Here is an 11,809-nt window from a genome sequence, read left to right on the forward strand (position 1 = left end):
TACATCAGAAAAAAATAAGACTACATGAAAAAACTGACACTGGCAGCCTCCCTGCTGCTACCTGTCCTGGCCCATGCACAGGAAGCGAAGTATACCATCACCGGGCAGCTCGGAAAGGATAACACCTTCCCGAAAGCCTACCTGTATGGCAGTAATGGCAAAGGGCGTATCATCGACTCTGCCGCCATCGTTGACGGCCGCTTCACTTTTACCGGTACTACGGAAGCGCCTTCCCGCGCCTTCCTGTTCACCGGCAGCACCCTCACGGGTTCCTTCACGGCTAACCGCCTGACCTTTTACCTGGAGCCGGCTGCTATCGCTGTCAACAGTGCCGACTCTATCATGAATGCCGTTGTTAACGGCGGCGCCGCCAACAAAGACCATCAGGCCTATAAAGCGGCCTCCCGCGACGTGAACAAACGCTCCGATGACCTGAGCCGTAAATACTACGCCAAAACGCCGGACGAAAGGGAAGAGGCTGCATTTAAAAAATCATACCAGGAAGAAAATAAAGCGATCAATGCAGCACAGAAAAAGGTCCTGGAAAAATTCATTGCCGCGCATCCCAATACGGGCGTGAGTCTGGATGCACTGACGGAATGGGCGGGCTACGACCCGGATCCGGAAACAGCAGAACCTGTCTTCAACCGGTTATCGCCTGCCGTGCGTAAAAGTAAGTCAGGCCAACAGTTTGCCAGTCTGCTCGCCTCACAGCGCAAAACCGCTATCGGTGTGATGGCGCCAGAGTTCACACAGAACGATACCCTGAATCATCCGGTATCGCTGAAAGATTTCCGTGGCAAATATGTACTGATTGATTTCTGGGCCAGCTGGTGCGGTCCCTGCCGCGCAGAGAACCCTAATGTGGTGGCGGCCTGGAAAAAATTCAAGGATAAAAACTTCACGATCCTCGGTGTTTCCCTGGATAATGAAAACGGAAGATCCTTCTGGATGCAGGCCATTCATGATGACGGCCTGCAATGGACACAGGTGTCCGACCTTAAAGGATGGAAAAACGAAGCCGCTAAAATGTACGGTGTACAAGGTATTCCAGCCAATTTTCTCATCGGCCCCGACGGTAAAATAGTAGCTAAAAACCTGCGCGGGGAAACCCTTGAGAAGAAGCTGGAGGCGCTCCTGCAATAAAGATCAGATTTACGGATTTTGGAATTTTTTGATTTTGAAATTTATAAATGCAGCGAAGATTATCTGAAAGTCGTCGCTGCATTTATAAATTTCAAAATCAAAAAATTCCAAAATCCGTAAATCAAATATTTCTGTTTTTGCTTCCCCACACACTCAGTTGTTTTAATATCGGTCCCAGTTCTATAGCGCTTTTTGTTAGCTCGTATTCTACTCTTGGAGGTACTTCTGCATATACGGTTCTTTTCACCAGGCCGTCCTGTTCCAGGGCGCGTAGCTGGAGGGTGAGCATGCGTTCGGTGATGTAGGGGAATTCTTTTTTCAGTTCGCTGAACCGGAGCTTGCGGGCAGCCAGCTTGTCCAGTATCAGCAGTTTCCAGCGGCCTCCCAGCTTTTGTACAGCATAGGTAAGGTCGCAGTCAATGATGCATTGTTCGTTGCGTGAAAAAGTGGAGTTTGGCTTTCTGGTGCTCATTACTTACAAATTTGTATGTACCACACAATTGGTAGCATAGGCTGTAAAATTAGCCGCTGCCCTTTACTTTTACAAAAGAAATTTTAAGCAGCAATATTCAGCAAAACGTTATCAAAATTAATAGTATATGGATTTGTATTTAAAAGGGAAAACGGCAGTGGTATCCGGCGCCAGCCAGGGTTTTGGAAGGGCGATCACAAAAGAGCTGGCATTGGAAGGGGTGAAGGTACTGGCAACCGCCAGGAATGAAGCGTTGCTGAGCAGCCTGAAAGAAGAGATTGCAACATCTGGCGGCGTAGAGCCGTTAACGTTTGTATATGATTTTACCGCACAGGATGCTCCGCAGCAGATTGCAGCAGCAGCCTTGTCGGGGCTGGGACATGTAGATATCCTGGTGAATAACGCCGGACGGAGTCAGCCGCTGGAAGTGGTGTCGCCTGACGAACTGTGGGAAGCCTCCTTTACCCTGGATTTCAACCGCCACCGGCAGCTGACGCAGGCACTGCTGCCGCAGATGATGGAAAGAAAAGAAGGGGTTATCCTGAATATATCCAGCACCTATGAGCTGCGTACCCTGAATGCTTCCGCCATCGCCAAAGCCAGCGTGGTGGCATGGGCCAAGCAGCTGGCCTCAGAGCTGGGCCCTCATGGCATCCGCGTGAACAGTATCCAACCCGGCCTGATCGATACAAACAACATCCGCCGCTTTTTCCCCGGCGATGAACGCAGACAGTTTGCGGAGCGCGAAATTCCCCTGGGCGATTTCGGAGAACCACAGGACATCGCCAATATGGCGGTATTCCTGGCCTCCCCCCGGGCACGCTACATCACCGGTACAGTAGCCGTAGTGGATGGTGGGATGAGACGCTACCCCTTTTAGATTTTTTTATTTGGTTATTTGAGATTTGGTTATTTGAAATGCAGCGGAGATAGAAGTGAAGATATAAGCGGAGATATAAGCGGAGATTATCTGAAATAATGCCCCGGGTTTTTACATGGTAAGCAACCGGGGCATATGTATGTCAGCTATGCCTCAAAGGCATATGGGGGTAGTGGTGACCGGAACGCAGGCCGGATCTGCTGTATTCGGGAAGCATGTTCTGCCGATGGTGGTCAGGCGCCCGCCTTTCACAGCGGCCATCCATGCAGCGGATTCCTGTTTCGGCAGCAGTGTGCCTACCGTTTCTTTCTTTAAAGACAGTTTCTGGTTTAACGAGATTTTTTTCTTCATAACATGATGGTTTAAATGATGATGTTCCCTTGTCTTCACCCTGAAAGGTAGCGCCATAGGGAATTTTCAGCGCTGTTGCTTTTCGGTAAAGGAATGCCGGACAGTTATTTGTCATATATCTTCGTCATCAACATCGTTATAATCTTCGCCACAATCTTCTTCATAATTATCGCTTCATGCTTCGCTGCATTTCAAATAACCAAATCTCAAATAACCAAATCTCAAATGAAATGGGGGCGCAGTGTAAATAGTGGCTATATTGTGTGCTGATTAACAGTTTCATCTGATGAAAAAAAACAGTGTAGCTTTTATCTTCAATATCTTTCTGGGTATAGGTCTGGTGATGTTGTGCGTTGTCATCTATCTTACCTGGAACATCCGCAAGTTTGAAAATGCCGCCACCAGAACGGAAGGTGTAGTAGTAGATCTGATAGAAAGACGCAAGGCTTCCGGCAGCCGTCGTTCGGTGACCTGGTCGCCGGTGGTGACCTATTATGATTCCGCCGGCGTGAAACACCGCTATATTCCTGATTATTCTTCCAAACCACCCGCCTGGAAAACAGGAGAACAGGTACGGGTATACTACAACCCTGAAAATCCGGATGAAGCGAAAATAGGCGGCTGGGGAGAATACATGGGCGTACTCATCACAGGCGGACTGGGTTTGATATTCACCCTGATTGGCGGAGGCTATTATATGGCAGTGCAAATGCAACGCTCCCGCCGCAACCGGTTGATGCAGACCGGCATGCAGGTACAGGCCGGCGCTATAAAAGTAGATGTAAACAGAAATATCACCGTCAACCGCCAACACCCCTACTTTATCCGTTGTGAATGGAAAGATACACTGACAGGACAAACCCATTCCTTCAAAAGCGGATTTATATGGCAGGACCCTTCTCCGTTGCTGCGTGCAGATACCAGGATTAACGTGTACATAGACCGTAACCATCCCCGGAAATATTATGTGGATATTACTCCCTTCGAAACCAGGGGAGGGATTTGAGATTTTTTATTTGAGATTTGGTTATTTGAAATGCAGTGGAGATATATGGGAAGATAAGTACGGAGATAGGAGTGGAGATAGGAGGATAACTCGTGAGATAACCCGCATTTTTATGTGTTGCTGATAACTGTTGTGTGGATGCGGTTATATAGGGTAGATAAATATTTGTTGGTGAAATGCTTTGTGGTGGCTGTTTTGGTCGTGTGTGTGGGTGTTTGGTTCTGTTAAAATAATCTTAAAATACCCGGTGTTGGCATGAAAGAGGAACCATTTTTGTTTTACTACTACCGAACTAAAAATTTTAACCATGGCAAAGAATAACATCGGAGTAGTAAAACAGGAAATACAGAAACTGGCCATCGGCAATTACAAAAGCTATCCGGAAGAATATGAAAAGGCGCCGGTGGATGTAGCTAGAAATATTCAGTCTCTCGCACGCGGTTACTGGGACTGCAGGGAATATAAAGAAGTGGTACGCGATGAAAAACTGGGCATCAGCCTGGAAGATTACCAGCAGTGGACCAAAGAAGCATACAGCGCTTTTATGACAGCGCAATCCATGAACTAGTAATTTGATTCAGGGATTTTGAAATTTTTTGATTGACGGATTTTAAATGCAGCGGATAAAACAGCAAAGATCATGTTGTTTTATCCGCTGCATTTTTAAATCCATAAATCTCAAAATCCGTCAATTTTAAATTGGTTTTTATCAGGCGGAATTGCTACATTCGGTATGTTCATCCCAAAGTAATAATTTTTGAATAATAGCAGTAACTCAGACCAGTATTCCGGTAATGTTTTTCAGATAATATAGTTCGCCCCGATGATTGTCCGGATGGCCTGTACATAGTATGCAGGAAGATACTATTCCCCGAAATACCATTTATATCAAACCAAAATGTTTAACCTCATGAAAGTTCGAACAATTGCATCATGTATTGTATTCCTGACAGTATCCGTAACTGCGGGTCAGGCGCAGACAGCCCCGCAGCTTTTTAACCGGGAAACCCTGGAATATCCGGGAGATAAGGAACAGCAGGCGAAGCTGCTGTTGCGGAAGCCGGTCCTGTGGGGAAAAATAAAAGAGAAATCAGCGGTCATTGATACCGCATTTATCATCTTCCTGAAAACAGATCCCGGTATTTCAAAAGACAGGCTGAAGCAATACCTGGATGAAAAGCATATCCGTGAAGCAGAAGTAGGGGGAAGTATAGCTAAACCTTTGTCCGGTGTGACGAAAAACGGCAAGCATACCCTGGCACGCTACTTCGTCATACATGATATGAGCACTCCCTCCATACCGCACCGCTTTCCGGATAATATCAATGATGCTACCTGGGGATATAACCGGTTGTCACACTGGAAATGGAATGCCGGTAAACAGCCGCCTTCCCACACGATGATTACCAGGCTGGGAACTTCCAAAACCATGATAGATTTTTCTGAGAAGAAAAAGGCGACCAAATTTGAGAGGGACATCCTGGGGCCGTCTTACTACGGTTTGTTTCTGCATGTGGAAATGCTGCAACCCAGGGTATATCCTCCCGGTACGGCGAAAAGCGCGCCGGTAGCGCCTGATCCGGGATTTACCGATGCGCAGTATGAAAGACTGGCCCTGATGTATATATGTGCCGGTATCAGAAAAGGGGAATGGCTGGTGCCTGCATTCCACGTGGATGTGGATGAACTGCTGAACGACGGCCATGATGATCCGCAACATTTTGAGCTGAAGAAATTCACAGACTATGTTTTGAAAATTACAGGCGACCTTAAATCTGAATAGCATGAAGCGTATCATACTGCTGATATCAGCGCTTATCCCTTTGTGGGCTGCTGCACAAACTACCTTCAACAAACCCTGGGATGACCCGGGAAAACCACTGCTGATCGACGTGTATAAAGATAACACCTACCGTATCAGCAGGTTGACGGCTGATAAAAGAATCAAAGGAATCATCCACAAAATGTCTGAAGAAGATGCTGCTGCCTACTACGAAAGAAGAGCCGAAGCTACGGCGGCGGGGCTCCTGTTTGGCTCCTACTGGCTGCCTAAATATGATACAGGCGGTGTGGCTCAGGCTGACGCCTATCTGAAAATGGTGGGAGATTCTTTCGTGCATAAGGAACTACTGGCCCTGGACTTTGAAATGCATAAGAAAACAAAACAGTTTATTTCTCCTTACAACGCCTCCCTTTTTGCAGAGCGTATCTACGAAAAGACAGGACGCTATCCCTACATTTACTGCGGCCTGAATAACCTTTCCAGGCTGACTGCCTCTCCGTACCGGGAAACGTTCAGAAAATGCAAGCTGTGGATCATTGCCCTCACAAAAGATGGTAATGTAGCGAAGGTCTTTAAAAAGCATACCTTATGGCCCACCTATACTTTGTGGCAGTTTGGCTGTGAAATCAACTGTTGTAGGGATAAACCGGACAGACCCTGTTTTTACCGCATCAAAGGTCTGGAATGTGGTATCGATTACGATATTTATAACGGAACCACGGAAGAGCTGATGGCACATTGGGCTGACTAAGCCGGTGAGCCTGAAATGATCTCCGCTATTGTTCCCTCCGGAAATGAGAGGTAACACGCGGAGATCATTTATCAGCTTCGCCGGGTAATCAACGATAACCTAACATCCATATTTTTGCTCCCGCAGTGGGTTGGTATTACAGGTTAAACAGGAATAAATTAATACATTTTAACACACCCGAATAGTACAAACACGACATCTTTCGGGAATGCTTCGTGTAGCAGGCGGCATTTTGAGGTAAGGAACAAAAAAAGCCATGTAGTGATTTTTAAAAGGTTGATGGAATAAATCACCTTCAAAACTGCCGGGTAGCATTGAGGTTAACAAATCGATGTGGTTGATAGCAGCAACGGAAATGCTCAGATACCTATCCCATTATACGCGGGGATAAGAATAAAAATGCAATAGTATAGCCTTGGCGGCTATGATAAGATAATCTGACCTGATCGGCTGATGTGGAAGGAGTGAAAGAAAATTTTTTGGGTCTGTATTTCAGATCTGTTTTCTACATTGGTTATTGTAGGCAGTACTGTTTTTTTGCGTTGAAACAATGATGGAGCCTCTGCTGAAATTCTCTTAACTATTATGTTTTCCGGTTAAGATACTTTTTGTTTCTGCCATAGCGTGAATCCGGTTCCTGTTTATAAATTTCGGTGGTCCTGTATTCTGCTTTCAATTAAAGAAAAAAAAACAGCAATGAAGCGGGCCGGAGGGTGTACGATAGCCGTAGATATTGTTCCCGTTGACATTTCTACGGACCAGTAGCGATGCCCCTTAATCCGTTCATCACTTCGTAGTGCGGTCCAGGCGTAATGCAGGTGCTGGTTGTCATACCTGTTCATTGAGTGACTGTTGTGCTGAAAATCTCTGCTATGTTAACAAATAGTAGCAACATTAGTCTTTTTTTCTGGATGCTGCTTTTATACTGCAGTATGCTGTTTATACAATGTTTTCTTGTGTATTGATGTATACAGATTTATTTTTTCAGCTGATAAAATTTATTAATATTGTTACTGTTAACTGCTGACTGACAGAAGCCCTGATACCCGAATGAATAAGTTTGTTTGTGTTTAACCTGATCGTAAAAAAGAACCCGAAGCCGATTCATGCCTCAGTCAATTCTCCATCTGTAAAACCCGATGTATGAAACCCTTTGTACTATTGCCGTTCATGGCGTTAAACTTATCTGTTGCCGCACAGGATGTCCGCGAGCCAGGTATATTGCAGGCACCTGCTACTCCCATGCAGCAGGAATTGCATGAGCTGGGGCAATCGCTCCGCCTGGCGGCGCACCGTATATCCCTGCCCGTTACCGCCGACCCTGCCGCGTTATCGCTGGTGCAGGGTGAAGATTATTTCCCCGCAGCGGGATTTGTTGATAATACCGGCAAACCATCCGGTGCGGATGTTCCGCATCGTACAACTGTTGAACGTTATACAGGAACAGCCATCCTGCTCGACGGACAAAAGTCGGACGATGTCACCTGTTACAGAATAACAGATGAATATACGCTGAAAGGCAAGCTGAATCCTGCCAAGGATTTCAACTACAGCAATATTTATTTTCTTTTCAAAGACAAGGAAGGGAAGCCGGTAGCAACTGCCTATTATATCAGGATGACGGTTGATTTTTTAAGTACAGAACACCGGTTTGTCATGCGTGAATCAGGCAGTCTGCATTCCGCGGCCGTCAGCCACCTGGAAGTAGCGCCTAATCCTGCAGGGAAAAATATCAGTATCCGGTTCCAGGCAGCACATGCCACAACTTACACCATCCGGATCGTTGATATGAACGGCCGTATTATGCAGACTATCCTGCAAAACCGGCGTACAGAGCCAGGCGCGCATATTGTTAACGCCAATCTGGACCTGCCTTCCGGCGCTTACCTGGTAAGAATTGAATCCGCATCCGGTGCGCCTGTTACACAAAAACTGATCATCCGTTAAACCCCTGTACCCATGAAGAAGATATTATTATGGCTGGTGGCCGCATTTGCCTGCTACAGCACCAATGCCCAGTGTCCCAACGGGGATGCAGAAATGAACAGCTTTACTAACTGGCAGGGCTATACGGGAGTAAGACCGGTGCTGTCATCAGTATTTGATCCTACTGGTTATGCGCCCGGCATCGTTCCCGGACGCCATACCATCGTTGCTACGGGCAATGATCCGATAGTAGGCGCCGCCCTGCCAATGGTAGCAGAAGGCAACTATGCCATCCGGCTGGGCAATACCGGTACGATGCGGGAAGCGGAAGTGCTTTCCTATACCTTCACCGTACCTGCGGGCTTCTCTTTCCGCTATGCCATGGTATTGCAGGACCCTCAGAACCATGTAACAGGGAATAAACCGTTTTTTTCCTATTGGGTGAGCAGATCTTCCGCTATTGCCACCAGCCTGACTCCCGGCAATTATATTGATGGCAGGGTGTTTATGTCCGACGCCACCAGTTCTTTTTTCCATGCGATGAGTTACAACGGGGAAGCATTGGCTTATAAGGAATGGCAGACAGAATGCGTGCCTGCGCTGAGCAGTATGGTAGGACAGACAGTTACCATCTATTTCGCCACCGGAGATTGTTCCGAAAATTCACATTTCGGGTATGCGTATATAGACGGGTTATGTAAACCTAGTCCGCCGGTTCCGCAGCTGACAGGTCCTGCTTTAACATGCAGCAACCTGGATCCCCTGTTTTTTGATGGCAGTGGTTCACAGAATGAGTCAGAGCATTACTGGATTGTTACCGAATGTGATGCCAGCGGTAATCCTATCGGTAATCCCACTGCAATGCTGCCAACTGCTGCCCCTGCAGGCCAGCTGAATGTACGTTCGCTGATACCGTTTGCAAATGGCCTGCATTACTATAAAGTGACACTGGGCATTAAGAATTGCTCCAGCGGCTGGGTGTATACTTCCCGTATCTTTCAGGCCAATATTCCTGATCTCAGGGTAGGTAACAAGGTAGTCTGTTGCGGCGCGGGTACTGTGCTGACGGCAGGTATCGGAAAAACAAGTCCATTCTCCTATCCGGCCGGTACCTTCAAATGGTATAATGAAGCCGGTACCTTCATCGGTAACGGTACAATGGTAGACAGAGGCTTTGCCGGTTTCCCCAACTGGGTGAATGAGATACTGGTTTCCAGCAACCGGTCCACCAAATACAGGGTCGTATTTGATAATGGCTGCAGGAATGAGCAGTGGGCCTATGTAACGGTAATTACAGGCAAGCCTGCCGGCGGATTTTCCTGTGTGGGATATAATAACTGTACCGGTTCAGGTAATATTAAGTTTGAGCCGGAGGTAATCCTCTGCGGCAATGCCAATGAAATACAGGAATATGACAAGCACCTGCAGCTGGCCAGGGAAGCATATACCTTTTCCTGGAGTAATGGCGTTACATCCAATATCAACAATGTTACCGGCAATACTACCTATACACTCACGGTAAATAATGGCTGTACCAGTAGTACATATACGATTACGCCGGGGAAATTCAGGGGAGCATTTCCTGGCTTGTCTTATCCGCCGGGCATGACTTTGACCCAACCGCTGGTGGTGTATAATACCGGTATGCCTGCGGGCAATGCGCCCGCCTACAATGCGCATACCTATGAGCTGCGTGTGTGGGACAGGTGGGGGAATGAAGTCTATGAAAAATATATTACCACGTGCACGGGATTTTATAACGGAGAAATAAAGTGGGACGGAAGAGATAAGCAAGGCAATTATGTAAATCTCAACAGTGTCTATCATTATGAAGTGATTCTGCGTAACTGCGACGGATCACGCACTTATACAGGAATGCAGGTAACATTTGTTAATTAGGTTATTTGAGATTTTGTTATTTGAGATTTTGTACCCATTCATGATTTACTTCAGGACTTACAGGTCAGCAATAAATCATGAATGGGTACAAAATCTCAAATAACCCTATCTCACCAGCAGGATGTAACCTTTGTAATCCTGGAGATTTCCGTCGGGTAATCTCAGTTTAAGTATATAGAAGTAAGTGCCTTCATTCAGGTTGTACCCATCCCACTGATTGTTGTAGTTGTTATGCTGATATACCTGGTTACCCCAGCGGTTGAACAATATGAGCTGAGATCCGGGGTAGTTTTCAATGCCTTTAATGGTAAATCTGTCATTTTTTCCATCGCCGTTAGGGGTGATTACATTGGGGATGAAAATGCCGGAGATGATTTTTTTATCTGTTGCCGAATTATTGTTAGTGTTATTGTCAGGTTCTCTGGAATTGATGGAGGCGGTGTTGGAAACAGCGCCTATTTCCAGTGCCTGTACGGTCAGTGTGAGGCTGGCGGTGGTATTGCCGGGCATTGCGCCTATAATCCAGGTGAGTATATGTGACACCTGGTCGTATTGTACTGTTCCGGTTGTTACACGGGCCTGCTGGTATTGTACGGATACAGGCAGTCTGTCGGTTACCGTAACGCCGGTTGCACCGGTGTTACGCAGGTTGGTGGCAATGATAGTGTAATCAAAGGACTCTCTGGAGCCTGTAGTTTTATTTTCTGATTTTTTAGAGATGCTGAGATCTACGGTACCAGCTATCACGCGGATGGTAAAGGTGATGCTGCCGGTGCATTGCTGCTGATCAGTGTAGGTGTAAGTAATGGTATGGTTGCCTTCTCCGCTGGTGGACGGATTAAAGAAGTAGCTGTTTCCGGAACTGGTTACACCGTTGCCGCTGAATATGCCACCTGCGGGGGTCGCCATCAGCTGACGGGGAGCTTCCTGTACGGTCATATCCGCTATGCTGCTGAGGAGTGTTATTTCGGGTAACGGATGAACTGTTATAGTCAACGGAGCGCGTCTGCTTTCGCAGCCGGCGTCATTAGTTTGTGTTGCCAGGTAGATGAAGCTGCCGGCAGTTGCTGTAGACGGTGTAGGTGCAGCGGGAAGCGGGATGGTTGCCTGTTCGCTGGTATACCAGCGGATACGTTGACCGGTAGCTGTTAGCGGGTTCGCGGCCGCTCCCAGGCAGTAGTCTAAATTACGTACTACAGGTGGTGAAGGAATATCAGGTGATGGATTAATCCGAGTACTGGTGGCAGGGGAGATACATCCTGCAGCATTTTTTACAGTCACCTGGTAAGAACCGCTTGCCGCAGTAAATGTAGCTGCTTGTTGGTAATTGGTGCCATCAATGGAGTAGGTGAGGCTTTCTCCCAGTGGCGCGGTGATGGTAATCGTTCCGTTAGCATTTGCACATGTCGGTTGTGTAACATTCACCGTAGGTGCAGCCGGTGTTTGTGGTTGCGGGTTCACAACCGCATTGGTAGCTGCAGATACGCAGCCCGCTGTATTCTTCACGGTCACCTGATAAGAACCGCCTATCGCAGTAAATGTAGCCGCCTGTTGGTAATTGGTGCCATCAATGGAGTAGGTAAGGCTTTCACCCA

The 11,809-nt window shown here is 47.1% G+C and carries 11 protein-coding genes; 8 read left to right on the forward strand and 3 right to left on the reverse strand.

Annotation, left to right across the window (positions count from 1 at the left end):
• Window positions 1-24: 24 nt before the first annotated feature.
• Complete coding sequence (locus tag GWG06_RS10170) at window positions 25-1,146, forward strand: redoxin domain-containing protein (protein WP_160713024.1); 1,122 nt, start codon at window positions 25-27, stop codon at window positions 1,144-1,146.
• Window positions 1,147-1,267: 121 nt separating this feature from the next.
• Here GWG06_RS10170 and GWG06_RS10175 read toward each other — a convergent pair whose 3' ends face one another.
• Window positions 1,268-1,618, reverse strand: a complete 351-nt coding sequence (locus GWG06_RS10175) for a winged helix-turn-helix transcriptional regulator (RefSeq protein ID WP_160713025.1) — start codon at window positions 1,616-1,618, stop codon at window positions 1,268-1,270.
• 127 nt (window positions 1,619-1,745) lie between these two features.
• Here GWG06_RS10175 and GWG06_RS10180 point away from each other — a divergent pair, with 127 nt between their 5' ends.
• Window positions 1,746-2,498, forward strand: coding sequence for an SDR family NAD(P)-dependent oxidoreductase (locus GWG06_RS10180; protein ID WP_160713026.1), 753 nt, complete (start codon window positions 1,746-1,748; stop codon window positions 2,496-2,498).
• Window positions 2,499-2,651: 153 nt separating this feature from the next.
• Here the strand turns inward: GWG06_RS10180 and GWG06_RS10185 are convergent, their stop codons facing one another.
• On the reverse strand, window positions 2,652-2,849 hold the full coding sequence (locus tag GWG06_RS10185) for a class I lanthipeptide (protein ID WP_127035394.1): 198 nt from the start codon (window positions 2,847-2,849) through the stop codon (window positions 2,652-2,654).
• Window positions 2,850-3,135: 286 nt separating this feature from the next.
• Here GWG06_RS10185 and GWG06_RS10190 point away from each other — a divergent pair, with 286 nt between their 5' ends.
• The 6 genes from GWG06_RS10190 to GWG06_RS10215 all read left to right on the forward strand — a co-directional run bounded on the left by GWG06_RS10190 (window position 3,136) and on the right by GWG06_RS10215 (window position 10,214).
• Window positions 3,136-3,855, forward strand: a complete 720-nt coding sequence (locus GWG06_RS10190; protein ID WP_160713027.1) for a DUF3592 domain-containing protein — start codon at window positions 3,136-3,138, stop codon at window positions 3,853-3,855.
• A 307-nt stretch (window positions 3,856-4,162) separates the two neighbouring features.
• Window positions 4,163-4,423 carry a hypothetical protein gene (locus GWG06_RS10195; protein ID WP_127035390.1) on the forward strand — a complete coding sequence of 87 codons (261 nt, stop codon included), beginning with the start codon at window positions 4,163-4,165 and terminating at the stop codon, window positions 4,421-4,423.
• A gap of 342 nt (window positions 4,424-4,765) precedes the next feature.
• A complete protein-coding gene (locus GWG06_RS10200) occupies window positions 4,766-5,638 on the forward strand; it encodes a hypothetical protein (RefSeq protein WP_160713029.1) in 873 nt (290 codons plus the stop codon).
• Window position 5,639: 1 nt separating this feature from the next.
• Entirely contained in the window at window positions 5,640-6,389 is a 750-nt protein-coding gene (locus GWG06_RS10205; protein ID WP_160713031.1) for a GH25 family lysozyme, read from the forward strand.
• A gap of 1,143 nt (window positions 6,390-7,532) precedes the next feature.
• Window positions 7,533-8,336: a T9SS type A sorting domain-containing protein gene (locus tag GWG06_RS10210; RefSeq protein WP_160713033.1), complete on the forward strand. Its 804-nt coding sequence runs from the start codon at window positions 7,533-7,535 to the stop codon at window positions 8,334-8,336.
• Between the two features lie 12 nt (window positions 8,337-8,348).
• On the forward strand, window positions 8,349-10,214 hold the full coding sequence (locus tag GWG06_RS10215; RefSeq protein ID WP_160713035.1) for a hypothetical protein: 1,866 nt from the start codon (window positions 8,349-8,351) through the stop codon (window positions 10,212-10,214).
• A 105-nt stretch (window positions 10,215-10,319) separates the two neighbouring features.
• On the opposite strand, the gene GWG06_RS10220 is transcribed toward GWG06_RS10215, so the two are convergent.
• Window positions 10,320-11,809, reverse strand: a 1,490-nt coding sequence (locus GWG06_RS10220) for a T9SS type B sorting domain-containing protein (protein WP_160713037.1), incomplete at its 5' end; no start/stop codon positions are given.

It is taken from the genome of Chitinophaga solisilvae (assembly GCF_009928525.1).
GTDB lineage: Bacteria > Bacteroidota > Bacteroidia > Chitinophagales > Chitinophagaceae > Chitinophaga > Chitinophaga solisilvae.

Excerpts from the sequence above, each read along its gene's own strand:
- GWG06_RS10190 (WP_160713027.1), top strand. The coding sequence starts at position 3,136 with ATGAAAAAAAACAGTGTAGCTTTTATCTTCAATATCTTTCTGGGTATA.
- GWG06_RS10215 (WP_160713035.1), top strand. The coding sequence starts at position 8,349 with ATGAAGAAGATATTATTATGGCTGGTGGCCGCATTTGCCTGCTACAGC.
- GWG06_RS10210 (WP_160713033.1), top strand. The coding sequence starts at position 7,533 with ATGAAACCCTTTGTACTATTGCCGTTCATGGCGTTAAACTTATCTGTT.
- GWG06_RS10195 (WP_127035390.1), top strand. The coding sequence starts at position 4,163 with ATGGCAAAGAATAACATCGGAGTAGTAAAACAGGAAATACAGAAACTG.
- GWG06_RS10200 (WP_160713029.1), top strand. The coding sequence starts at position 4,766 with ATGAAAGTTCGAACAATTGCATCATGTATTGTATTCCTGACAGTATCC.
- GWG06_RS10175 (WP_160713025.1), bottom strand. The coding sequence starts at position 1,618 with ATGAGCACCAGAAAGCCAAACTCCACTTTTTCACGCAACGAACAATGC.
- GWG06_RS10180 (WP_160713026.1), top strand. The coding sequence starts at position 1,746 with ATGGATTTGTATTTAAAAGGGAAAACGGCAGTGGTATCCGGCGCCAGC.
- GWG06_RS10185 (WP_127035394.1), bottom strand. The coding sequence starts at position 2,849 with ATGAAGAAAAAAATCTCGTTAAACCAGAAACTGTCTTTAAAGAAAGAA.
- GWG06_RS10170 (WP_160713024.1), top strand. The coding sequence starts at position 25 with ATGAAAAAACTGACACTGGCAGCCTCCCTGCTGCTACCTGTCCTGGCC.
- GWG06_RS10205 (WP_160713031.1), top strand. The coding sequence starts at position 5,640 with ATGAAGCGTATCATACTGCTGATATCAGCGCTTATCCCTTTGTGGGCT.